Here is a 24210-nt window from a genome sequence, read left to right as displayed (position 1 = left end):
TTTGTCGTTTCTGCTCAGCCGGCGGCATGACCTTTGCTGTGATCTTCATTAAGTGCATCTTTTGTGGGATGCCATCAATTTAATGGCGTCAAGCAGAGGGATTCCTAGTGTCAGCCGTTCTCTCATTGTTACAAAGCCGTTTGTTGCGGCCCGTGTTCGTTACCCTCGGTATCGCTCTTTTGGTGCAAGTACTGGTAGCCGTAGCCCTGACACGGAGCACGGTGACTGCGCTGGAAGCTGATTTGGCTGTGCGCCTGGGCGCCGACAGTCAAAAGCTGTCCGGCGAGCTCGAGCAGGCCGGGCGTGAGGTCACGTCGAGTCTCGACAACCTTTCCACCAGCACGCGTCAGCGCCTCACGGCGGGTTTGTCCTCGAAACTGGAAGAGGAGCAGGCGCAACTGCGTGCGACCCTGGAAAAGGATCTCAAGGATTCCGCCAACGACATGGCTCAGCTGCTGGCCTCGGTCGCACCCCGTGCCATGTGGGACAGCGACGTCCCGACACTCTCGGAGTTCGCCCGCCGGGCGCAGCGCAATCCCAACGTGCTGTTTGTGGTGTATGACGACGCCACCGGGCAGCACCTCACGCGTTATCTGAACCGTGAGAACCCGATCAACAAGGCCCTGCTGGAAAAAGGCCAGGGCGAGCGCGCGCTGGACAAGGTGCTGGATGCGGCAAAGAACGATCCGTCGGTTTACTACCTCGAAGCCTCGATCAACCCCAATGGGGTGGAAATCGGCAAGGTCCTGATGGGCGTCTCGACTGCCTCGGTTGAAGCCGACCTGGCGGCCCTCGACAAGCGCTTCTCGGGGTTGATTGGCAGCAGCGACCAACTGGTCGCCGACAGCCTCAAGGGCGCCGCTGCCGACAGCGCCACGGCCATGCGTGCGCGCCTGCAGTCGGCGCAATCGACCGCCTCGGACATGAAAGCCAACACCGCCGCCACTGTGCAGGAGGCCGCGGGTACATTGCGCTGGCGCATAGGCATGAGCCTGGCCGTGGTTGGCTTTGGTGTGCTGCTGTTATTGGCGGTAGTGCTCGGCCGGCGTGTGGTCAACCGTCTGAAGCTGCTGATTGCCGCCATGGACGACCTTGCGGCGGGTGAGGGCGACCTGACCAAGCGCGTGCAGATCAGCAGCAAGGATGAAATCGGCGACATGGCCTCGGCGGTCAACCGCTTCGTCGACAAGTTGCAACCCATCGTGCGCGAAGCCGGGGATGTGGCTCAGCGCACTGGCGTGGAAATCGGCGCGATGACCCTGCGCAATGCCGGGGCTGATGCGGCGGCGGGGATGCAGCGCGATGAAGTGGCCGAGAGCCTGCGGGCGCTCTCGCAAATGGCCGATGAGGCGCAGTCGGAAAGTCATGCGATGCAGGCCGCCTTGCAGCAGGTGGTGGACATTCGTTCGGCGACCGATGAGAACACCCGGACCTCGGCAAAAGTGGGCAGCCTGATCGAGGCGCTGGCCGGGCAGGTCGATACCGGGGCCAAGGTTATCGAGCGCCTGGCGCTGCAGAGCGAGCAGATTGAAGTGGTTTTGACGGTGATCCACGGGATCGCCGAGCAAACCAACCTGTTGGCGCTCAATGCGGCCATCGAGGCGGCCCGTGCCGGGGAAACCGGTCGCGGGTTTGCGGTGGTGGCAGATGAGGTGCGGGCGTTGGCCAGCAAGACCCAGAGCTCAACCGGTGACATTCAGGCGCATATCGTCGCCTTGCAGCAAGGCGCACGCGAGGCTGTGGCCGCGATTGGCCAGGCTGGGCGCCAGGCCAATGAAGGCTTGCTGGTATTGCGTGACAGTGCGCGTTTGCAGCAGTCGGTGCAGGCCTCGGTCGAACAGGTGCATGCGGCCATCGGCCTGGCAACGCAGGCGGCGGCGCACCAGGCGCAAGGCGCGCAGGCGGTGCGGGGACGGGTTGAAACCATTCATGCCCAAGCGGAGAAGGCCGCTCAGGCGGTTGTCGAAACCACTGCCAGCGGCAAGGTGCTGGATGGGTTGGCGGCACAGCTGAAGGCGAGCCTGGGGCAGTTCAGGGCTTAGGTTTTGTATTGGCAGGTCTGACGCTATCGCGGCCATGCCCGCGATAGCGGTCTCAGCGGCTGAGATACATCCGGGTAGTTAACAAATACACCGGCAACCCCGACACCAGAATCAACAGCGCCGCATAAGGCGCTGCCGCCGCGAATTCCACATTCGCGGTATGCGCCCACACCTCAGTCGCCAGCGTATTGAGCCCGGTCGGGCTCAGCAGCAGCGTGGCCGTCAGCTCCTTCATCGCGTCAAGGAACACCAGGGCGAACGCCGCCCCCAGCGCCGGGAAAATGATCGGCAGCGTCACCCGGCAAAACGCGCTGAAGGACGACGCTCCCAGCGTGCGAGCCGCCTCTTCCAGCTGCGGCGCAGCCTTGTTCAATGCCGTGCGGATCGGTGCCTGGGCCAGCGGTAGAAACAGCAGCGCATAAGCGATCAGCAGCAATGCCGAAGTCTGGTATAGCACCGGTACGTAGTGCAGGGCGAAATACACCAGCGTCAGTGCGATCACCAGGCCTGGCAACGCATGCAGCAGGTAGGGCAGGCGCTCGGCCCAGATCGCCAGCCGGCCCTTGTAGCGCACCACCAGCAAGCCCACCGGCACTGCCAGCACCAGACACAGCGCCGCGCCGCCCAGCGAAAGAGCAAGCGACGACAGCAGCGCCTCGCTGATCGCTGCTACGGGAAAGGCCGCCGACGAACCCACCGCCAGCCAGTACGCCAGCATCCCCAAAGGAATGCCGCTGCCGATGATTGCCAGCATCAGGCAGTACGCCTGTCCCGCGACAGCCCACGGCCCCAGGCGAACCTGTGCAGCCTGTCGCGCCGCGCCCTGGCCGGTGCGCACGTGTCGACCCTTGCCGCGCACTTTAAGCTCGAGCCAGAGCAGTATCAGGCACAGCGCCAACAGTACCGCCGAAAGCATTGCCGCGTTGGCGTTGCTGAATTCCAGCTCGAACTGCTGGTAGATCGCTGTAGTGAAAGTCTGCAGGCCAATGATCGACAGGGCGCCGAATTCCACCAGCATGTGCAGGGCAATCAGCAGGGAACCTGCGAGCAAGGACGGCCATAGCAGCGGCAGCGTGACCCGGAAAAACACGCCCCAGCGATTCTGCCCGAGGGTGCGGGCGGACTCTTCCAGTGACGGGTCCAGATTGCGCAAGGTGGCAGCGACGGGCAGGAAGATCAGCGGGTACTTGGACAGGGTCATCACCAGAATCGCCCCGCCCAGGCCTTCAAAGCTTGCGCTCAGAGACACCCAGGTGAAGCTGCTGACAAACGCGGGTACCGCGAATGGCAGGCATAGAATCACCCCCCATAGTCGCCGCCCTGGCAGGTTGCTGCGTTCCAGCAGCCAAGCCAGCGACAGCCCGATCACCCCACAGGCGACCGTCACGCCGATCATCAGTGCCAGGGTATTGCGCAGCAGGCCGAACACATACGGCCGCCAGAGCAAATGCAGCGCCTCGGCCCAGCCGGCCTGCCAGGTTTTGAGGCCGACATACACCAGCGGTAGAAGGCTGAGCACAACCAACAGCAAAACCGGCAGTAACAGCCAGATAGAAGGCCCCTTGCGCCTTGGCACATAACCCCCGCGCGAGGCGGGGGCGGATAACGATGCGCTCATCAGTTCAAGCCAACGTCACGTTCCAGGTCCAGTGCTTCATCGGCATTGCCGAGGTCGGCGGGGGTGACTTTCGGTGCTTCGAGCTCGCTGAACGGCTTGAGGCCGCGGTCCGATTGCATGCCTTTGTGCAGCGGGTACTCGGCGGTGGTTTGGGTGATCACGCGCTGGCCTTCCTCGCTCGCCATGTAGGCCAGCAACTGCTGGGCTTCCTTGGGATGCTTGCTGGACTTGAGCACGGCTGCGCTGGAAACGGTGATCAGCCCGCCGACGTCACCGCCGGTGAAGTAATGCAGTTTGGAGTCCAGCTGGCCTTTTTCCCGCTGCAGGGCAAACCAGTAGTAGTTGTTCACCAGCACGGTAGCGACTTCGCCGTTTTCAACAGCCTTGAGGGCGACCATGTTGTTGCTGTAAGTCTTGCCGAATGCGCGCAGGCCGGTCAGCCATTCTTCGGCGGCGTCCATACCGTGCACCTTGATGATGGCGACTGCCTGTTCCTGGAATGCGCCGCTGGTGGGCACGAAGCCGACTTTGCCTTGCCATTTCGGGTCGGAGAACTCCATCACCGATTTCGGCAGGTCTTTTTCGTCGATCAGCTTGGGGTTGTAGGCGACGACGCGAACCCGGGCGGTGATGCCGATCCAGGTGCCGTCTGCGGCAACATAGTCCTTGGGCAGCACGGCGAGGGTGGCCGCATCGGTAGGCGCGAGCACGCCCTGTTGCCCGAGTTTGTTCAGCGGGGGCGATTCTTCGGTATAGATCACGTCGGCAGGCGAGCGCTCGCCCTCTTCTACAACCTGGCTGGCCAGCTGGTTGCTGCTGCCCTTGCGCACATTGACGTGAATGCCGGTCTTGGCTTCGAAGGCCTTGGCGACGGCGTCGCCCACTTCCTTGTGTTGACCGTTATAGAGTGTCAGGGAAACTGGATCAGCAGCCTGGGTGAGGGGAGTGGCGATTGCCAGGCCGAGCAGGGTGATGGTCAGGCCGCGGCGCAGGGTATTTCGAAGCATCATTCGCAGGGTTCCTCACTGTCGCATTGCAAAAACTTGAAACAATGATAAACGATATTGTTTCTCAAGTGCGCTTTGCGGGGTGGGAATGCCTGTGATGGAAAAGGGCGAATGCACGCCAACCCACCGTAGGAGCTGCCGAAGGCTGCGATCTTTTGATCTTCAGCGACTTCAGATCAGTCAACAATCAAGATCAAAAGATCGCAGCCTTCGGCAGCTCCTACAGGGGAATTTATGCCAAATACAGATTTCTGGAAGCCAGAAACGCAAAAACCCGCTTTCGCGGGTTTCTGTGAAATCCAAGGCCGAAACCTTGAATTTGAATTGGTGCCCAGAAGAAGACTCGAACTTCCACGACCTTGCGGTCACCAGCACCTGAAGCTGGCGTGTCTACCAATTTCACCATCTGGGCATAATCTTCAGCGTTGCCGCTGTTGATGTGGCGCACTATACGGAGAGCTTTTTGATCTGTAAACCCCTGATTTAATTTTAATAAATCAAAAGCTTATAATGCAAAAAACCCGCTTTCGCGGGTTTTTGTGCGAGTCTTGAAATTGATCTAATCTCAAGCTCGAAATTGGTGCCCAGAAGAAGACTCGAACTTCCACGACCTTGCGGTCACCAGCACCTGAAGCTGGCGTGTCTACCAATTTCACCATCTGGGCAGTATCGGCAACGTCTCCGTCGTCGATGGCGCGCACTATACGGAGCGTCTTTTTAACTGTAAACCCCTGGCATCAAAAAAACCTGCAAAATGTTACCAGTGGCATTTAAATCGGCGTTGAGGTGTCGATAAAGGGCTTTGGACAGGCTCTCGCAGCCTGAAATTTCCCGTTTCATTACGCCTATGCCAAACTAACCGCATATAGACAAGGTGAAAACTCTCTAATGGCCGATTGGCAGTCCCTCGATCCCGAGGCCGCTCGTGAAGCGGAAAAATATGAAAACCCTATTCCTAGCCGCGAACTGATCCTTCAGCATCTTGCTGATCGGGGTTCGCCTGCTAACCGCGAGCAACTGGTCGAAGAGTTTGGTCTGACCACAGAAGACCAGATCGAAGCCCTGCGCCGCCGCCTGCGCGCCATGGAGCGCGACGCTCAACTCATCTACACCCGTCGTGGCACCTATGCGCCGGTGGACAAGCTCGACTTGATCCTCGGCCGCATCAGTGGTCACCGGGACGGCTTCGGCTTCCTGGTGCCGGATGACGGCAGTGACGACCTGTTCATGAGCCCGGCGCAAATGCGCCTGGTGTTCGACGGTGATCGTGCACTGGCCCGTGTTTCCGGCCTGGATCGTCGTGGTCGCCGCGAAGGCATGATCGTCGAAGTGGTGTCCCGTGCCCACGAGACCATCGTCGGTCGTTACTTCGAAGAGGGTGGTATCGGCTTCGTGGTCGCGGACAACCCGAAAATCCAGCAGGAAGTGCTGGTCACGCCGGGCCGTAATGCCAATGCCAAGATCGGTCAGTTCGTTGAAGTGAAGATCACCCACTGGCCGACCCCACGCTTCCAGCCGCAAGGCGATGTGGTCGAGGTCGTGGGCAACTACATGGCGCCGGGCATGGAAATCGACGTCGCCCTGCGTGCGTACGATATCCCGCACGTCTGGCCTGAAGCGGTGTTGAAAGAAGCCGCCAAGCTCAAGCCTGAAGTCGAAGAGAAAGACAAAGAGAAGCGCATCGACCTGCGCCATCTGCCGTTCGTCACCATTGACGGTGAGGACGCGCGCGACTTCGATGATGCCGTTTACTGTGAAGCCAAGCCGGGCAAGCTGCGCCTGTTCTCCGGCGGCTGGAAGTTGTACGTGGCAATTGCCGACGTCTCCAGCTACGTGAAAATCGGCTCGGCCCTGGACAACGAATCCCAGGTTCGGGGCAACTCGGTGTACTTCCCCGAGCGCGTGATTCCGATGCTGCCGGAGCAGCTGTCCAACGGCCTGTGCTCGCTGAACCCGCACGTCGATCGCCTGGCCATGGTTTGCGAGATGACAATCTCCAAAACGGGCGAGATGACTGACTACTGCTTCTACGAGGCCGTCATCCACTCCCACGCCCGCCTGACCTACAACAAGGTCAGCGCGATGCTGGAAACGCCGAAACTCACCGAGGCGCGTCAGCTTCGCGGCGAGTACAACGATGTCCTGCCGCACCTCAAGCAGCTTTACGCGCTTTACAAAGTGCTGCTGGGCGCGCGTCACGTGCGCGGCGCGATCGATTTCGAAACCCAGGAAACCCGGATTATCTTCGGCACCGAGCGCAAGATTGCCGAAATCCGTCCGACCGTTCGTAACGATGCGCACAAGCTGATCGAGGAGTGCATGCTGGCGGCCAACGTGGCCACCGCAGAGTTCCTCAAGAAGCACGAAATTCCGGCTCTGTATCGCGTTCACAACGGTCCGCCACCGGAACGCCTGGAAAAACTGCGCGCGTTCCTGGGTGAGCTCGGCCTGTCCCTGCACAAAGGCAAGGACGGCCCGTCGCCGAAGGATTACCAGGCGTTGCTGGCCAGCATCAAGGACCGTCCGGATTTCCACCTGATCCAGACCGTCATGCTGCGTTCCCTGAGTCAGGCGGTGTATAGCGCTGATAACCAGGGCCACTTCGGCCTGAATTACGAAGCCTATACCCACTTCACTTCGCCGATCCGCCGCTACCCGGACCTGCTCACGCACCGGGCGATCCGCAGCGTCATCCATTCGAAGCAGGACACCCCGCACGTTCGCCGTGCTGGCGCGATGACCATCCCGAAAGCGCGGATCTATCCGTACGACGAAGCCGCCCTCGAGCAGCTCGGCGAGCAATGCTCGATGAGTGAGCGCCGCGCCGACGAAGCGACCCGCGACGTAGTGAACTGGCTCAAGTGTGAGTTCATGAAAGATCGCGTGGGTGAATCGTTCCCGGGTGTGATCACTGCCGTGACCGGTTTTGGCCTGTTCGTCGAGCTGACCGATATCTACGTCGAAGGCCTGGTGCACGTCACCGCGCTGCCTGGGGATTACTACCACTTCGATCCTGTGCACCACCGCCTCGCCGGTGAGCGCACCGGTCGCAGCTTCCGCCTTGGCGATACCGTTGAAGTGCGCGTGATGCGCGTTGACCTCGACGAGCGCAAGATCGACTTCGAGATGGCTGAAAAAACCATCAGCGCGCCAATCGGCCGCAAGAAGCGCGGAACTGAAAAAACCGAGCCAGCCAGCAAGTCCACGGCTAAAACCGTTGCCGAGCCGGCTGCCGCGAAAACAGGCCGTCGTCCAGCGAAGGAGAAGGCTGTCGAAGCCTATCGTCCGAGCGATGCGGCGGCAAAAAATGCCGAGCTGCGCAAAAGTCGTGAATTGAAGCAGGCATTGCTGTCTGAAGCGAAAAGCGGCGGTAAAGCGGCGTCTGGGGGAAAGACCGGACGGTCGGCGCCTGACAAGGCTCCCGGCAGCAAGCCAAGCAAACACCGTAAAGGCCCGCCAAAAGCGGGCTCGGCCCCAGCCAAAAGCGGCGGGGCGCGTAAACCTAAGGCCAAGTCATGAGTCAGTTGGAAAAAATCTACGGCGTACATGCCGTAGAAGCGCTGCTCCGCCATCACCCGAAACGCGTCAAGCAGATCTGGTTGGCGGAAGGTCGCAGCGACCCGCGCGTGAAAACCCTGATCGAACTCGCTGCCGAGAATCGCGTGGCGGTCGGCAATGCCGAGCGTCGGGAGCTCGACGCCTGGGTTGAGGGCGTACACCAGGGCGTGGTGGCGGATGTGAGTCCGAGCCAGGTCTGGGGTGAGGCGATGCTGGACGAGCTGCTCGATCGCACCGACGGCGCTCCACTGCTGCTGGTGCTCGACGGCGTAACCGACCCGCACAACCTTGGCGCCTGCCTGCGTTCGGCCGATGCGGCCGGAGCGCTGGCGGTGATCGTGCCGAAGGACAAGTCAGCCACCTTGACCCCGACAGTGCGCAAGGTCGCCTGTGGCGCAGCGGAAGTGATTCCGTTGGTTGCAGTGACCAACCTTGCGCGCACGCTTGAAAAGCTCAAGCAGCGTGGCTTGTGGGTTGTCGGCACGGCGGGCGAGGCCGAACAGAGCCTGTATCAACAGGACATGACCGGCCCGACTATCCTGATCATGGGTGCAGAAGGCAGCGGCATGCGTCGCCTGACCCGCGACCTGTGCGATTACCTTGTTCACCTGCCGATGGCTGGCAGCGTCAGCAGCCTCAACGTATCCGTGGCAACGGGCGTGTGCCTGTTCGAAGCCCAGCGCCAGCGTAGCGTCAAGGCAGCCGGGACTGGCAAAAAGTCCTGACACTACGCAGGACTTGTAGGAGCTGCCGAGAGAAACGAGGCTGCGATCTTTTGATTTTGGTTTTTAAGATCAAAAGATCGCAGCCTTCGGCAGCTCCTACAGGTGTCCGGCCGGTATCGCGGTGATTGTTCAAATAATCACCAATTACCTTGCACCTCTTCCGCCCCTTCTCTACAATTGCGCCCCTTGCTGTGACGGCAGGCACGCATGTGTCTATCGCAAGCAAGTCCATAAGTGTCATTCACTCCTTGTCTGACCGCTTTTGAGCGGCAGGCTACAACCCGTAAGGAGCATTCATGCGTCATTACGAAATCATCTTTTTGGTCCACCCGGATCAAAGCGAGCAAGTCGGCGGCATGGTTGAGCGTTACACCAAGCTGATCGAAGAAGACGGCGGCAAAATCCACCGTCTGGAAGATTGGGGCCGTCGTCAACTGGCCTACGCAATCAACAATGTTCACAAGGCTCACTACGTGATGCTGAACGTTGAATGCACTGGCAAGGCCCTGGCCGAGCTGGAAGACAACTTCCGCTACAACGATGCAGTGATCCGTAACCTGGTCATCCGTCGCGAAGAAGCCGTTACCGGCCAATCCGAGATGCTCAAGGCTGAAGAAAACCGCAGTGAGCGCCGTGAGCGTCGCGACCGTCCTGAGCACGAAGGCGCTGAAAGCGCTGATAGTGATGACAGCGACAACAGCGATAACGCTGACGAGTAATCCACGGACCTTTTGAGGAGCCTATTACATGGCACGTTTCTTCCGTCGTCGTAAATTCTGCCGCTTCACCGCTGAAGACGTGAAAGAGATCGATTACAAAGATCTCAACACTCTGAAAGCCTACGTATCCGAGACCGGCAAAATTGTTCCAAGCCGCATCACCGGTACCAAAGCTCGTTATCAGCGTCAGCTGGCCACCGCTATCAAGCGCGCCCGCTTCCTGGCCCTGCTGGCCTACACCGACAGCCACGGCCGCTGAGACCGGGCAGTCGACTCGTAGCAAAGGATTGAATGCATGCGTGCCATAGCTGAGTTCATCATGCGCGGCCGTATGCAGGCCACTCTGGTAGTGGCTGGATGCGCGGCATTGCCGTTGTTGTATTGGTTGGGTGCTGCTGCGGGATGCTTCGTGCTCCTGCGGCGCGGATTGAAGGACGCGACGAGCGTTCTTGCTCTGGGACTGCTGCCGGCCCTGGTCTGGTGGCTTTATGCCGATGACCCTCGCTCACTTCTGGTGTTGCTGGGGTCTTGGAGCCTTGCGTTGGTTTTGCGCGCAAGTGAGTCCTGGAACCGCGTGCTGCTGGTCAGCATAGCGATGGGAGTGGTGTTTTCAGTGGTGCTGGGGATCGCTTTTGGTCCCCAGATCGAGATGCTGGCGCAGGCCTTGATAAAGGTCATGCCGTCGCTACTCGGTGATGTCTACCAGAAGTTGTCGGTAGACGAGCAAGCGCATTTTGCGTCCCTGATTGCACCGGTCCTGACCGGCCTGATTGCGGCCTTGTTGCAAATCGTCAGTGTGCTGAGCCTGATTGTCGGGCGCTACTGGCAGGCGTTGTTGTACAACCCGGGTGGTTTTGGTCGCGAATTTCGCGCCATCCGATTCCCGCTTCTACCAGCGATGTTGCTGCTGGCGTGCATGCTTCTGGGGCCGAACATCGGTCCACAGATGGCCATGCTGACGCCGTTGTGCAGCGTACCGCTGGTGTTTGCCGCACTGTCCCTGATGCATGGGCTGGTAGCGCAGAAGCGATTGGCCAGGTTCTGGCTGGTGGGGTTGTACGTCACGCTGTTGCTGTTCATGCAGCTGATCTATCCGTTGCTGGTGGTCTTGGCCATCGTCGACAGCCTGATTGATTTTCGCGGTCGTCTGGCGCCGAAAGACGCCGATAGCGCGAACGGTGAAGGTTAAAAGTTAAGAGGATTTTCACATGCAACTGATCCTTCTGGAAAAAGTCACCAACCTGGGCAACCTGGGTGACAAAGTGAACGTTAAGGCTGGTTACGGTCGTAACTACCTGCTGCCTTACGGCAAAGCTACCGCTGCGACCCCAGCCAACCTGGCTGCGTTCGAAGAGCGTCGCGCTGAGCTGGAAAAAGCCGCAGCAGACCGTAAAACTTCGGCTGAAAGCCGTGCCGCCCAACTGGCTGAGCTGGAAGTGACTATCACTGCCACCGCTGGTGACGAAGGCAAGCTGTTCGGTTCGATCGGCACCCACGACATCGCTGATGCACTGACCGCCTCTGGCGTTGAAGTTGCAAAAAGCGAAGTTCGTCTGCCGAACGGCACCATCCGCAACGTAGGCGAATTCGACGTAGCCGTGCACCTGCACGCCGAAGTTGAAGCCACCGTACGCGTTGTCGTGGTAGCAGCTTAAGCAGCACTTGTCGGCTGGCACCCTCGGGTGCTTGCCGGTAACATCGGGCACGATCCTGTTCACAGGTCGTGCCCTTTGTCTTTCTGCAGTTCCTGTTTTTCACAAACCTATTCAAGTGGCCATGAACGATATCTCCGCTCCTGAGCAATACGATCTGCAAACCGCTGCCCTGAAGGTGCCGCCGCATTCCATCGAGGCCGAACAGGCTGTGCTCGGTGGTCTGATGCTGGACAACAACGCCTGGGAACGCGTGCTCGATCAAGTTTCGGATGGCGATTTTTATCGGCATGACCACCGCCTGATCTTCCGCGCGATCGCCAAGCTGGCTGACCAGAACTCGCCGATCGACGTCGTGACCCTTGCCGAGCAATTGGACAAGGAAGGTCAGACCTCGCAGGTCGGCGGCCTCGGTTACCTGGGTGAACTGGCGAAGAACACGCCATCCGTCGCCAACATCAAGGCGTATGCGCAGATCGTTCGCGCACGGGCGACCTTGCGTCAACTGATCGGCATTGCTTCTGAAATTGCCGACAGTGCCTTCAACCCGGAAGGCCGCACGGCAGAAGAGATTCTCGACGAAGCGGAACGGCAGATCTTCCAGATCGCCGAGGCCCGGCCAAAAACCGGCGGCCCGGTGAGCGTGAATGACCTGCTAACCAAGGCCATCGACCGCATCGACACCTTGTTCAATACCGACAACGCGATTACCGGCCTGTCCACCGGGTACACCGACCTCGACGGCATGACCAGCGGCCTGCAGCCGTCTGACTTGATCATCGTCGCCGGCCGTCCATCCATGGGTAAAACCACCTTTGCGATGAACCTGGTGGAAAACGCCGTGCTGCGCAGCGACAAGTGCGTGCTGGTGTACTCGCTGGAGATGCCAGGTGAATCGCTGATCATGCGTATGTTGTCGTCTCTGGGGCGTATCGACCAGACCAAGGTCCGTGCCGGTCGCCTCGACGACGATGACTGGCCGCGCCTGACCTCGGCAGTCAACCTGCTCAACGACCGCAAGCTGTTCATCGACGATACGGCCGGTATCAGCCCGTCGGAGATGCGTGCGCGTACCCGGCGCCTGGTGCGTGAGCACGGCGATGTCGCCCTGATCATGATCGACTACCTGCAATTGATGCAGATTCCAGGTTCCGGTGGCGATAACCGGACCAACGAGATTTCCGAGATCTCCCGTTCCCTCAAGGCCCTGGCCAAGGAATTCAATTGCCCGGTGGTGGCTTTGTCCCAGCTCAACCGGTCTTTGGAACAACGTCCGAACAAACGCCCGATCAACTCCGACCTTCGGGAATCCGGAGCGATCGAGCAGGATGCTGACGTCATCATGTTCGTGTATCGGGATGAGGTTTATCACCCTGAGACCGAGCACAAGGGCATCGCCGAGATCATCATCGGCAAGCAGCGAAACGGCCCGATCGGCACGTCGCGCCTGGCGTTTATCGGCAAGTACACCCGCTTCGAAAACCTCGCGCCGGGTAGCTACAACTTCGACGACGAATAAGCTGTAGCGCCTGAGAGGGCCTCATCGCGGGTAAGCCCGCTCCCGAGAGAATCTCACCGAACCTGTGGGAGCGGGCTTGCCCGCGATGGCGGCGACGTAATTTCCGACCATTACCGTCGGAATTGGTTAAATTTTGTGCTATATTCCGCGCCCGCGATTTTTCATCTCAACACCGGTCATCGTCATGCAAACAGCCAAGCCGTTATTTGACTATCCCAAGTACTGGGCCGAATGTTTCGGCCCAGCGCCATTCCTGCCAATGAGCAGGGAGGAGATGGATCAGCTTGGCTGGGATTCCTGCGACATCATCATAGTCACCGGTGATGCCTACGTTGACCATCCGTCGTTCGGCATGGCAATCATCGGCCGGCTGCTGGAGTCCCAGGGCTTCCGCGTCGGGATCATTGCCCAGCCGAACTGGCAGTCCAAAGACGATTTCATGAAGCTCGGCGAGCCGAACCTGTTCTTCGGCGTCGCGGCCGGCAACATGGATTCGATGATCAACCGCTACACCGCCGACAAGAAAATCCGTTCAGATGACGCCTATACACCTGGCGGCCTGGCGGGCAAACGTCCGGACCGCGCAAGCCTGGTGTACAGCCAGCGCTGCAAGGAAGCCTACAAAAACGTACCGATCGTACTCGGCGGCATCGAAGCCTCTCTGCGCCGCATCGCCCATTACGACTATTGGCAGGACCGGGTACGCAACTCGATCCTGATCGACGCCTGCGCCGACATCCTGCTCTACGGCAACGCCGAGCGTGCGATCGTCGAAGTCGCCCAGCGTCTGTCCTACGGGCACAAGATCGAAGACATCACCGACGTGCGTGGCACTGCGTTCATCCGTCGCGACACCCCGAAGGACTGGTACGAAGTCGACTCCACGCGCATTGACCGTCCGGGAAAGATTGACAAGATCATCAACCCGTACGTGAACACCCAGGACACCCAGGCCTGCGCCATCGAGCAAGAAAAGGGGCCGGTTGAAGATCCAAGTGAAGCCAAGGTCGTGCAGATCCTGGCCAGCCCGCGCATGACCCGTGACAAGACCGTCATCCGCCTGCCATCGGTAGAAAAAGTCCGTGGTGATGCGGTTCTGTACGCCCACGCCAACCGTGTGTTGCACCTGGAAACCAACCCGGGTAACGCCCGTGCCCTGGTACAGAGGCACGGCGAAGTCGACGTCTGGTTCAACCCGCCGCCGATTCCGATGACCACCGAAGAAATGGACTACGTGTTCGGCATGCCCTATGCGCGCATTCCGCACCCGGCCTACGGCAAGGAAAAAATTCCTGCCTACGACATGATCCGCTTCTCGGTGAACATCATGCGTGGCTGCTTCGGCGGCTGTACCTTCTGCTCGATCACCGAGCACGAAGGCCGGATCATCCAGAACCGTTCCGAAGAGTCGATCATTCGCGAAATCGAAGAGATCCGCGACAAGGTGCCAGGGTTCACCGGCGTCATTTCCGACCTCGGCGGCCCGACTGCGAACATGTACCGCATTGCCTGCAAGACGCCGGAAATCGAATCCGCGTGCCGCAAGCCGTCGTGCGTGTTCCCGGGCATCTGCCCGAACCTGAACACCGATCACTCGTCGCTGATCCAGCTGTATCGCAGCGCCCGTGCGCTGCCGGGTGTGAAGAAGATCCTGATCGCTTCCGGCCTGCGCTACGACCTTGCGGTCGAGTCGCCGGAATACGTCAAGGAACTGGTGACCCACCACGTTGGTGGTTACCTGAAGATCGCCCCGGAACATACCGAGGAAGGTCCGCTCAACCAGATGATGAAGCCGGGCATTGGCAGCTATGACAAGTTCAAGCGCATGTTCGAGAAGTACTCCAAGGAAGCCGGGAAAGAGCAGTACCTGATTCCATACTTCATCGCTGCCCACCCGGGCACCACCGATGAAGACATGATGAACCTGGCCCTGTGGCTCAAGGGCAACGGCTTCCGGGCCGACCAGGTGCAGGCGTTCTACCCGTCGCCGATGGCCACCGCCACCGCGATGTACCACTCGGGCAAGAACCCGCTGCGCAAGGTCACCTACAAAAGCGACGCCGTGACCATCGTCAAAAGCGAAGAGCAGCGTCGCCTGCACAAGGCGTTCTTGCGTTATCACGACCCGAAGGGCTGGCCGATGCTGCGTGAAGCGCTGACCCGCATGGGCCGCGCCGACCTGATCGGCCCGGGCAAGAACCAGTTGATCCCGCTACATCAGCCGGCCACCGACAGTTACCAGAGCGCTCGTCGCAAGAACTCGACGCCGGCGGGTAGCCATAAAGTGGCGGGGGAGAAGACCACCAAGATTCTTACCCAGCACACTGGCCTGCCACCGCGTGCCAGCGATGGCGCCAACCCGTGGGACAAGCGTGAACAGGCCAAGGCTGCGGCGTTTGCCCGCAATCAGCAAGCGGCCAAGGAGCGCAAGGACGCGGCCAAAGGCAAAGGCCCCAAGCCCGCGCGCAAGCCGGTTGTGCCGCGCTAAACGCTTAAAGCAGCTAACAGAACGCCAACCTTCGGGTTGGCGTTTTGCGTTTGAAGATCAAAGATCGCAGCCTTCGGCAGCTCCTACAGTTGGAATGCGTACCCCTGTAGGAGCTGCCGAAGGCTGCGATCTTTTGATCTTCGCCACATTTGCGTGCAATCACTCCCAACCAAATTCCCGCATCGCCCGATTTTGGTGCTGTACTGCCCTAAGCAAATCTGTGAAAGCGCCAGCGCTGCTGGATGGCATAAGTCTTGCGCGCTTTCGAATACGCTTAAGGCTCGCAGGAGGCACGCCGTGTCGATACATGTCGCATTGCATCACGTCACGCATTACCGCTACGACCGCGCCGTCGAACTCGGACCGCAGATTGTGCGGCTGCGCCCGGCCGCCCACAGTCGCACGCGGATCTTGTCCTATGCGCTGAAAGTCTCGCCCGAGCAGCACTTCATCAACTGGCAGCAGGACCCCCAGGGCAATTACCTGGCGCGGTTGGTGTTTCCGGAAAAAACCGAAGAGCTGCGTATCGAAGTCGATCTGCTGGCGGAGATGGCCGTCTTCAATCCCTTCGACTTTTTCCTCGAGCCCTATGCCGAGAAAATCCCGTTCACCTATGCAGCCGACGAGCGCAAGGAACTGGCGCCGTACCTGGAAACCCTGCCGCTCACACCGAAGTTCAAGGCCTACCTCGACGGCATCGACCGCACACCCTTGCCCAGCGTCGACTTCCTGGTCGGCCTCAACCAGCGCTTGAGCGAAGACATTGGCTACCTGATTCGCATGGAGCCGGGTGTGCAGACGCCCGAGCACACGCTCGAACACGCGAGCGGTTCCTGCCGCGACTCCGCCTGGCTGTTGGTGCAACTGTTGCGCAACCTTGGCCTCGCGGCGCGTTTCGTGTCCGGGTATCTGATCCAGCTGACCGCCGATGTGAAAAGTCTCGATGGTCCTTCCGGCACCGAGGTGGATTTCACCGACCTGCATGCCTGGTGTGAAGTCTATTTGCCGGGTGCCGGCTGGATCGGCCTGGACGCCACCTCCGGGCTGTTTGCCGGCGAAGGCCACATTCCGTTGGCCTGCAGTCCCGATCCGGGCTCTGCGGCCCCGATCAGCGGCCTGGTGGAACCGTGCGAATGCGAATTTACCCATGAGATGTCCGTTGAGCGCATCTGGGAAGCGCCTCGCGTCACCCGGCCCTACACCGAAGACCAATGGCTGGCAATTCAGGCCCTGGGTCGCCAGATCGATGCAGACCTGCTGGAAAGTGACGTACGCCTGACCATGGGCGGCGAGCCGACCTTTGTCTCCATCGACGACCCGGACGGCGCGGAGTGGAACACCGCCGCGCTCGGTCCGGACAAGCGGCGCCTGTCGGCTGAACTGTTCGAGCGCATGCGCAAGCACTACGCACCCAATGGCCTTGTGCATTTTGGCCAGGGCAAGTGGTACCCCGGTGAGCAACTGCCGCGCTGGTCGTTGAACTGCTACTGGCGTCGCGACGGCGTGCCGATCTGGAGCAACGGCGCGTTGATTGCCGACGAGCAGGAGGACTACGGCGCTGACGGCGAACTGGCCGGGCGTTTCCTGGCAAGCGTGGCTGAACGTCTGAAAATTCCCACGCGCTTTGTGTTTCCTGCCTACGAAGACAATTTCTATTACCTCTGGCGCGAAGGCACGTTGCCCCAGAACGTCAGCGCCGAAGATTCGCGCCTGGAAGAGCCCTTGGAGCGGGCGCGCCTGCGCAAGGTCTTCAGCCAGGGCCTGGATAAGGTCATCGGACAGGTTCTTCCCCTGGCACGTACTGCCAAGGGTGACCAGTGGCAAAGCGGTCGCTGGTACCTGCGCGATGAGCATTGCCGGCTGGTACCCGGTGACTCACCCCTGGGGTACCGCTTGCCGCTGGGCTCGCAACCCTGGGTCAAGGCTGCAGAGTATCCATTTATCCATCCCCGGGATCCGAACCAGGATTTCCCGCAGTTGCCCGACTCGGCTCAGTTGCAAGGCCAGGACCAACCGGCAGTGGTCGAGGAGCGCGCGCCAAAGCTAGACGAATCCGCCGACTGGCTGACCCGCACCGCCTTCTGTGCCGAAGCGCGCGAGGGTCGACTGTACCTGTTCATGCCGCCTCTGGAACGGGCCGAGGACTATCTGGAACTGGTCGCCGCCATCGAGGCCACCGCAGAGGAGTTGCATTGCCCGGTGTTGCTGGAAGGCTACGAGCCGCCGAGCGATCCGCGCCTGAGCAACTTCCGCATCACGCCTGATCCGGGTGTGATCGAAGTCAACGTCCAGCCTTCTGCCACCTGGGACGAACTGGTCGAACGAACCGAGTTTCTTTACGAACAGGCGCGCCAGACTCGCCTGACCACCGAAAAATTCATGATCGATGGCCGCCACACCGGAACCGGCGGCGGCAACCATTTTGTCCTGGGTGGTGCGACGCCGGCCGACTCGCCGTTCCTGCGGCGTCCGGACCTGCTGCGCAGCCTGATCAGCTACTGGCATAACCATCCTTCCCTGTCCTACCTGTTCTCGGGACTGTTCATCGGCCCCACGTCGCAAGCGCCGCGAGTCGATGAGGCGCGCAACGATGCGTTGTATGAACTGGAGATCGCCTTTGCGCAGATGCCCGAGCCTGGCGAAGAGTGTGCGCCGTGGCTGGTGGACCGGTTACTGCGAAACCTGCTGATCGACGTGACGGGCAACACGCACCGTGCCGAGTTCTGCGTCGACAAGCTGTATTCCCCGGATGGCGCAACCGGCCGCCTGGGCTTGCTGGAGCTGCGCGCCTTTGAAATGCCACCCCATGCGCGCATGAGCCTGACCCAACAGCTGCTGCTGCGGGCGCTGGTCGCACGATTCTGGCGTGAACCCTATGCGCCGCCGAAACTGGCGCGCTGGGGCACCGAACTGCACGACCGTTTCCTGTTGCCGCACTTCATCGAACAGGATTTTGCCGACGTTATCCTCGACCTGAATTCGGCCGGTTATCCCGTGCGTGCCGAGTGGTTCGCCGCACACCTGGAATTTCGCTTTCCCAAAGTGGGCGACTACGCGGTCAGCGGTATCGAACTGGAGGTGCGTCAGGCGCTGGAACCCTGGCATGTGTTGGGCGAGGAGGGCGCGCCTGGTGGCACCGTGCGCTATGTCGACTCATCCCTGGAGCGCCTGCAGGTCAAGCTCAGCGGCTTGCCGCCACAGCGCTACCTGCTGACCTGCAATGGCGTTGCCGTGCCCCTGCAACCGACCGGACGAGTCGGCGAGTTTGTCGCCGGCGTGCGTTTTCGCGCCTGGCAACCGGCCAACTGCCTGCAGCCAACCATCCCGGTTCACGCGCCATTGGTGTTCGACTTGCTCGACACCTGGATGCAACGCTCACTGGGCGGTTGCCAGTACCACGTGGCTCATCCGGGAGGACGCAACTACGACAGCTTGCCGGTGAACGCGAACGAAGCCGAGAGCCGGCGCATGGCGCGGTTCTTCCGTATCGGCCACAGCCCCGGAAAACTGCCGGTGCCCCTTCTGGATATCAACGACGAGCTGCCAATGACGCTCGATTTACGACGTTTTTGAACCGTACGCGACGCCCGGGTTTTTCGTCTATCCGGGTGTCATGAGCGTGCGTTAGTCTGACCGTTCCTTGCTGTCTGCCGAGCTTTCCATGCCTGACCTGCTTGACCGCTACCCGCCGACGGCGGGCAATTACCACGAACTGCTCGACGACAGCGGAGCCGTGCGCGCGCATTGGCGTCGGTTGTTCGACCAATTGCAGCGCAGCACCCCTGCGCAATTGATGCAGCGTCAGGCCCTGTTGACCCGGCAGATCCACGAAAACGGTGTGACCTACAACGTCTACGCCGACCCCAAAGGCGCGGATCGGCCGTGGGAACTGGACTTGCTGCCGCATGTAATCGCCGTCGATGAGTGGCAGCAATTGTCGGCCGGCATCGCCCAGCGCGCGCGCCTGCTCAATGCCGTGCTGGCAGACCTGTATGGCCCGCAACGCTTGATTGCCGAGGGGCTGTTGCCGGCCGAGCTGGTGTTCGGCCACAACAATTTCCTCTGGCCCTGCCAGGGCATCAAGCCGCCTGACGGGGCTTTTTTGCACCTGTATGCCGTCGATCTGGCGCGTACGCCGGATGGTCGCTGGTGGGTAACGGCGGACCGCACCCAGGCACCTTCTGGCGCGGGTTATGCGCTGGAGAACCGCACCATCGTGTCGCGCGCGTTCCCGGAGTTGTACCGTGACCTGAAGGTGCAGCACCTGGCCGGTTTCTTCCGCACGCTGCAGGAGACCCTGGCGCGCCAGGCGCCGAGCGACGCCGAGGCGCCGCTGATCGTGTTGCTGACGCCCGGCCGTTTTAATGAAAGCTATTTCGAGCATCTCTACCTGGCGCGGCAACTCGGCTATCCGCTGGTGGAAGGTGGTGACCTCACGGTGCGCGATGCCACGGTCTACCTGAAGACACTGAGCGGTTTGCGCCGCGTGCACGCGATCATGCGCCGGCTGGATGATGACTTCTGCGACCCGCTCGAATTGCGCACCGATTCAGCCCTTGGCGTGCCAGGATTGCTCGAGGCGGTGCGGCAGGGCCGGGTGCTGGTGGCCAATGCGCTCGGCAGCGGCGTGCTGGAGTCGCCGGGCCTGCTCGGCTTTCTGCCGCGGATCAGTCAGTTCCTGTTTGGTGAGGAGCTGATACTGCCGTCCATCGCCACTTGGTGGTGCGGCGAGGCGCCGGTGCTGGCGCAGGCACTGGAGAAGCTGCCCGAACTACTGATCAAGCCGGCCTTTCCATCCCAGAGTTTTACCCCGGTGTTTGGCCGCGACCTGAGTGAAAAACAGCGCGAAGAGCTTGCCGAGCGCATGCAGGCGCGCCCTTACGCTTATGTGGCGCAAGAACTTGCGCAGTTATCCCAGGCCCCGGTGTGGCAGGCTGAAGACGGCCAGTTGCAACCTCGTGCCATCGGCATGCGCATGTATGCGGTCGCCAGCAATGAGGGTTATCGCGTTTTACCTGGCAGTTTGACCCGGGTCGCCGCCGACGCGGACGCCGAAGTGGTGTCGATGCAACGGGGCGGCGCCAGCAAGGACACCTGGGTGCTGGGCGATCGTCCACCCACCGGCGAACAATGGAAAACCCGACGCACGATAGGGGTGCATGACCTGGTTCGTCGCGACCCCTACCTGCCGTCGCGGGTGGTGGAAAACCTGTTCTGGTTCGGTCGCTATTGCGAACGCTGTGATGACAGCGCCCGGTTGCTGCGCATCATGCTCGCTCGTTATGTCGATGGCGACGATCCGCAAGCGCTGCAAGCCGCAGTCGATCTTGGAGAACGCCTGATGCTGTTGCCCGATGAGGGCGAACTGCAGGAACGCCTGCTTGCCGCGCTGCTCGGGGATGACTGGTCGTTCAGCCTGCGCTCCAACCTGCAGCGATTGCAGTGGGCAGCCTCGCAGGTGCGCGGCAAGCTCTCGCGGGAAAACTGGCAGGCCCTGGTGGAGCTGCAACGCGAAGCCATGGAACTGGAAACCGCCGAGCCTGACTTCGGTGAGCTGCTGGACTTTCTCAACCGACTGGTGATGTCCCTGGCCGCGCTGTCGGGTTTTGCCCTGGACGACATGACCCGCGATGAGGGATGGCGCTTTCTGATGATCGGTCGGCGCATCGAACGGCTGCAATTTCTCAGCGCCAGCCTTGCCGCCTTCCTGCGCGGCGCCGGTCCTTTTGATCAGGCGGGCCTGGAATGGCTGCTGGAACTGGGCAACAGCAGCATCACTTATCGCTCGCGGTATCTGGCGGTGGCGCAACTGCTCCCGGTACTGGACCTGTTGCTCCTGGACGAGCAGAACCCCCATGCCGTGCTGTTCCAGTTGAAGCTGGTCAATCGTACCCTCAAGCGACTGAATGACGATTTCGGTGCGCCACGTGAGACCGGTTTGCCGCAACTGGTCGAGCGCCTGGCCCGGTTCGACCTGGGGTGCCTGCAAAACTCGCTGTTTGGCGAAGCCAGCGTACGCGCCGCCGTCGAAGGCCTGGCCGATCTGCTGCAGGAAATCGCCGAAGCCAGCGGCCAGGCCTCCGATCGCCTGGCACTGCGGCATTTCGCCCATGTCGATGATGTCAGCCAGCGTACGGTGTCCGTCTGATGAGCGCCCATTACCAGATTTTTCACGACACCCACTATCACTACGACAGCCCGGTGTCGCTCGCCCAGCAGCTGGCGCACCTGTGGCCACGGCCTTGCGCCTGGCAGCATTGCACGGATCAGCGTTTGCAGATCAGTCCCGATCCCACCTCACGCCGGGATGAACTGGACGTGTTCGGCAATCCGCTGACCCGCCTGGCGTTCGAGCGCCCCCACGACGAATTGCTGGTCAATGCCAGCCTGACCATTGAAGTGACGGCCCGGCCGATGCTGGACTTCAACCGCTCCCCCGCATGGGAAGATACCCGCAGCGCGCTGACCTACAGCAGCCAGCCGCTTTCCCGCGAGATACTGGAAGCCTGCCGTTACCGGTTCGAATCGCCCTATGTGCACTTGAAGCGCAACTTCGTCGAGTTCTCGGAAAGTTGTTTTGCGCCGGGCAGGCCGTTGCTGCTTGGCGTTCAGGCATTGATGGAGAAGATTTTCAGCGAGTTCACCTTCGATGCCGAAGCGACCCAGGTCGCCACGCCTCTGGTGGAGGTCCTGGAGCGGCGGCGAGGGGTTTGCCAGGACTTCGCCCACCTGATGCTCGCGTGCGTGCGCTCCCGAGGCCTGGCAGCGCGTTACATCAGCGGGTACCTGCTGACTCAGCCACCACCCGGCCAGCCACGCCTGATCGGCGCCGACGCCTCGCATGCCTGGGTTTCGGTATTTTGTCCGGTACTGGGTTGGGTCGATTTTGATCCGACCAACAACGTGCAGCCGGCACTGGAGCACATCACCCTGGCCTGGGGCCGGGATTTTTCGGATGTGTCGCCGTTGCGCGGGGTAATTCTGGGCGGGGGCAATCATGACCCCGAAGTTCGGGTCACGGTGATGCCGCTGGATTAACGCGCATCCCCCCGGTAGGAGCTGTCGAAGGCTGCGATCTTTTGATCTTGAGCGTCTCCAGAACATTTGAAGAGCAAGATCAAAAGATCGCAGCCTTCGGCAGCTCCTACAGGGTCAGCAGCACTGCTGCCAACCCTGGACACAGATCCGGTGGGCCTGATCAGATCATCCGGCCCTGAGGGTCTCAGGCGTCAGGCGCCTGATCTTTCGGTGCTGCGGTTTCGTCTGTAGCCACTTCACCTTCGGCATCCGGGTTCAGTGCTGCTGCTTCTTCTTCAGCTGTAGCTTTCTTGCGCTGAAGCTTTTCCTCTTTCTTCTGCTCCTTGGCCAAGTCTCTCTGACGTTTGGCGAAGGAATAATTAGGTTTAGCCATGGGCGATCCTCTTGGGTCGAAGGTGAGGTTGAGCGGCGCATATTCTGCCCTGTATCGGGCCCGAGCCGTTAGCTGGGTTTTTGCTCGGCCCATTTTGGCGTGACCACCGGGTGCCAGGCATCCAGTGCGTCGAGCAGGGTTTGCGGCGATTCGCTCGTTTGCAGCATGTCACGGTGCGCTTCGCGAACGAAGCCTTCGCCGACGATATGATCAAGAAAACCAGTCAATTTGCTGTAGAAACCGTTCACTTCGAGCAGGCCGAGCGGTTTTGCATGATAGCCGAGCTGGCCCCAGGTCCAGACCTCGAACAGTTCTTCCAGGGTGCCGAGGCCGCCGGGCAGCGCGATGAAAGCATCGCTCAGCTCGGCCATCCGCGCCTTGCGCGCATGCATGCCGTCAACCACTTCCAGGCGAGTCAGGCCGCTGTGGCCGATTTCCTTGTCCTTGAGACTTTGCGGAATGATACCAATGACTTCCCCGCCGGCTGCCAGGGCGGCATCCGCGACTATCCCCATCAAACCCACGGCACCACCGCCGTATACCAGGGTCAGCTTGCGTTCGGCGATGGCGCGCCCAAGGGCGATAGCCGCTTCACGATAAGCCGGGTGGGTGCCAGTGCTGGCACCGCAGAAAACACAAACGGATGCTAATGACATGCTTTGCTCCACGGTCACGATGACCACAGGGTAAAGGCACGGCGTTAGCGATCCAAGGGTTAAAGGTCGCGGGCAGGGGTTTCGTAACTGCCGCTGGCACCACAGGCATACGCGGCAAGCAGGCTGCACAACAGGCTATTGAGGGTCATGACGGATTCCAGGTAGGTGGCGATGGACCGATGATAGGGCCGGGCCAGGCATCTGGCTGGTAGATTGTTTCGATCGGTGTCATAGCCCGAAAGTTGTATACAATTTTTGATTCAGGTCATAGGAACTTGCGCAGTTTTCAGGCAGTCTTCTGTCCATTCGCACTTTTGTTAACCCTGCCTTGGAGATTCACCATGTTTGCCAAACTTGTTGCGGTATCCCTGCTGACACTGGCCAGCAGCCAACTGATGGCTGCCGAGTGCAAGACCACCATCGACTCCACCGACCAGATGACCTTCAACAGCAAGGCCATTGAGATCGACAAGAGCTGCAAAACCTTCACCGTCGAGTTGACCCACTCTGGCAGCTTGCCGAAGAACGTCATGGGTCATAACTGGGTGCTGAGTAAAGAAGCTGACATGCAGCCGATCGCCACCGATGGCCTGGCTGCCGGTATCGACAAGAACTACCTGAAAGACGGCGACACCCGCATCATCGCCCACACCAAGATCATCGGCGCCAAGGAAACCGATTCGGTGACTTTTGATGTGTCGAAGCTGAGTGCGGATGAGAAATACGGTTTCTTCTGCTCGTTCCCGGGCCACATCTCGATGATGAAAGGCACGGTTACACTGAAGTAAGCGAATCAGCTTCAAAAAAAGCGTCCA

The 24210-nt window shown here is 60.5% G+C and carries 17 protein-coding genes and 2 tRNA genes; 13 read left to right on the top strand and 6 right to left on the bottom strand.

The window, feature by feature from the left end:
* The first annotated feature begins 107 nt into the window (after positions 1 to 107).
* Positions 108 to 2042: a methyl-accepting chemotaxis protein gene (locus IMW75_RS04800; RefSeq protein WP_045061832.1), complete on the top strand. Its 1935-nt coding sequence runs from the start codon at positions 108 to 110 to the stop codon at positions 2040 to 2042.
* A gap of 52 nt (positions 2043 to 2094) precedes the next feature.
* Here the strand turns inward: IMW75_RS04800 and IMW75_RS04795 are convergent, their stop codons facing one another.
* The 4 genes from IMW75_RS04795 to IMW75_RS04780 form a co-directional block, all read right to left on the bottom strand.
* Entirely contained in the window at positions 2095 to 3660 is a 1566-nt protein-coding gene (locus IMW75_RS04795) for an ABC transporter permease (protein WP_045061831.1), read from the bottom strand.
* Entirely contained in the window at positions 3660 to 4670 is a 1011-nt protein-coding gene (locus IMW75_RS04790) for an extracellular solute-binding protein (RefSeq protein WP_205892006.1), read from the bottom strand. The genes IMW75_RS04795 and IMW75_RS04790 overlap by 1 nt, the downstream gene beginning before the upstream one ends.
* Positions 4671 to 4992: 322 nt before the next feature.
* Positions 4993 to 5079: transfer RNA gene (locus IMW75_RS04785), tRNA-Leu, on the bottom strand.
* A 166-nt stretch (positions 5080 to 5245) separates the two neighbouring features.
* A tRNA-Leu gene (locus IMW75_RS04780) sits at positions 5246 to 5332 on the bottom strand.
* Between the two features lie 223 nt (positions 5333 to 5555).
* Between IMW75_RS04780 and rnr the strand changes: the two genes are divergently transcribed.
* From rnr to IMW75_RS04725, 11 genes are all read left to right on the top strand, one after another.
* The gene (gene rnr / locus IMW75_RS04775) at positions 5556 to 8186 is read left to right on the top strand and encodes a ribonuclease R (protein WP_205892005.1); all 2631 of its coding nucleotides are present in this window, start codon (positions 5556 to 5558) and stop codon (positions 8184 to 8186) included.
* The gene (rlmB, locus tag IMW75_RS04770) at positions 8183 to 8950 is read left to right on the top strand and encodes a 23S rRNA (guanosine(2251)-2'-O)-methyltransferase RlmB (protein ID WP_045061828.1); all 768 of its coding nucleotides are present in this window, start codon (positions 8183 to 8185) and stop codon (positions 8948 to 8950) included. Before rnr ends, rlmB begins: the two co-directional genes overlap by 4 nt.
* Positions 8951 to 9246: 296 nt before the next feature.
* Positions 9247 to 9669: a 30S ribosomal protein S6 gene (rpsF, locus tag IMW75_RS04765; protein WP_003217491.1), complete on the top strand. Its 423-nt coding sequence runs from the start codon at positions 9247 to 9249 to the stop codon at positions 9667 to 9669.
* Between the two features lie 28 nt (positions 9670 to 9697).
* A complete protein-coding gene (gene rpsR / locus IMW75_RS04760) occupies positions 9698 to 9928 on the top strand; it encodes a 30S ribosomal protein S18 (protein WP_002551829.1) in 231 nt (76 codons plus the stop codon).
* Positions 9929 to 9964: 36 nt separating this feature from the next.
* Positions 9965 to 10858: a hypothetical protein gene (locus tag IMW75_RS04755; protein WP_045061827.1), complete on the top strand. Its 894-nt coding sequence runs from the start codon at positions 9965 to 9967 to the stop codon at positions 10856 to 10858.
* A gap of 19 nt (positions 10859 to 10877) precedes the next feature.
* The gene (gene rplI, locus IMW75_RS04750) at positions 10878 to 11324 is read left to right on the top strand and encodes a 50S ribosomal protein L9 (protein WP_008035347.1); all 447 of its coding nucleotides are present in this window, start codon (positions 10878 to 10880) and stop codon (positions 11322 to 11324) included.
* Between the two features lie 121 nt (positions 11325 to 11445).
* Positions 11446 to 12840 carry a replicative DNA helicase gene (gene dnaB / locus IMW75_RS04745; protein ID WP_045061826.1) on the top strand — a complete coding sequence of 465 codons (1395 nt, stop codon included), beginning with the start codon at positions 11446 to 11448 and terminating at the stop codon, positions 12838 to 12840.
* Between the two features lie 184 nt (positions 12841 to 13024).
* Complete coding sequence (locus IMW75_RS04740) at positions 13025 to 15328, top strand: YgiQ family radical SAM protein (protein WP_045061825.1); 2304 nt, start codon at positions 13025 to 13027, stop codon at positions 15326 to 15328.
* A gap of 297 nt (positions 15329 to 15625) precedes the next feature.
* Positions 15626 to 18901, top strand: coding sequence for a transglutaminase family protein (locus tag IMW75_RS04735; protein ID WP_205892004.1), 3276 nt, complete (start codon positions 15626 to 15628; stop codon positions 18899 to 18901).
* Between the two features lie 88 nt (positions 18902 to 18989).
* A complete protein-coding gene (locus tag IMW75_RS04730) occupies positions 18990 to 21476 on the top strand; it encodes a circularly permuted type 2 ATP-grasp protein (protein ID WP_205892003.1) in 2487 nt (828 codons plus the stop codon).
* Positions 21476 to 22366 carry a transglutaminase family protein gene (locus IMW75_RS04725; RefSeq protein WP_045061822.1) on the top strand — a complete coding sequence of 297 codons (891 nt, stop codon included), beginning with the start codon at positions 21476 to 21478 and terminating at the stop codon, positions 22364 to 22366. Before IMW75_RS04730 ends, IMW75_RS04725 begins: the two co-directional genes overlap by 1 nt.
* A gap of 184 nt (positions 22367 to 22550) precedes the next feature.
* On the opposite strand, the gene IMW75_RS04720 is transcribed toward IMW75_RS04725, so the two are convergent.
* Together IMW75_RS04720 and IMW75_RS04715 are read right to left on the bottom strand one after the other, a co-directional pair.
* Positions 22551 to 22739, bottom strand: a complete 189-nt coding sequence (locus tag IMW75_RS04720) for a hypothetical protein (protein ID WP_045061821.1) — start codon at positions 22737 to 22739, stop codon at positions 22551 to 22553.
* A 68-nt stretch (positions 22740 to 22807) separates the two neighbouring features.
* Positions 22808 to 23395, bottom strand: a complete 588-nt coding sequence (locus tag IMW75_RS04715; protein ID WP_045061820.1) for an LOG family protein — start codon at positions 23393 to 23395, stop codon at positions 22808 to 22810.
* Between the two features lie 341 nt (positions 23396 to 23736).
* Between IMW75_RS04715 and azu the strand changes: the two genes are divergently transcribed.
* Positions 23737 to 24183, top strand: coding sequence for an azurin (azu, locus tag IMW75_RS04710; protein WP_045061819.1), 447 nt, complete (start codon positions 23737 to 23739; stop codon positions 24181 to 24183).
* Positions 24184 to 24210 lie beyond the last annotated feature (27 nt).

The sequence above is a fragment of the Pseudomonas gregormendelii genome, assembly GCF_017114825.1.
In the GTDB taxonomy this organism is placed as follows: Bacteria; Pseudomonadota; Gammaproteobacteria; order Pseudomonadales; family Pseudomonadaceae; genus Aquipseudomonas; species Aquipseudomonas gregormendelii.
The sequence above is the reverse complement of the archived record's forward strand: the minus strand, read 5'-3'. Positions and strand labels throughout refer to the sequence as shown.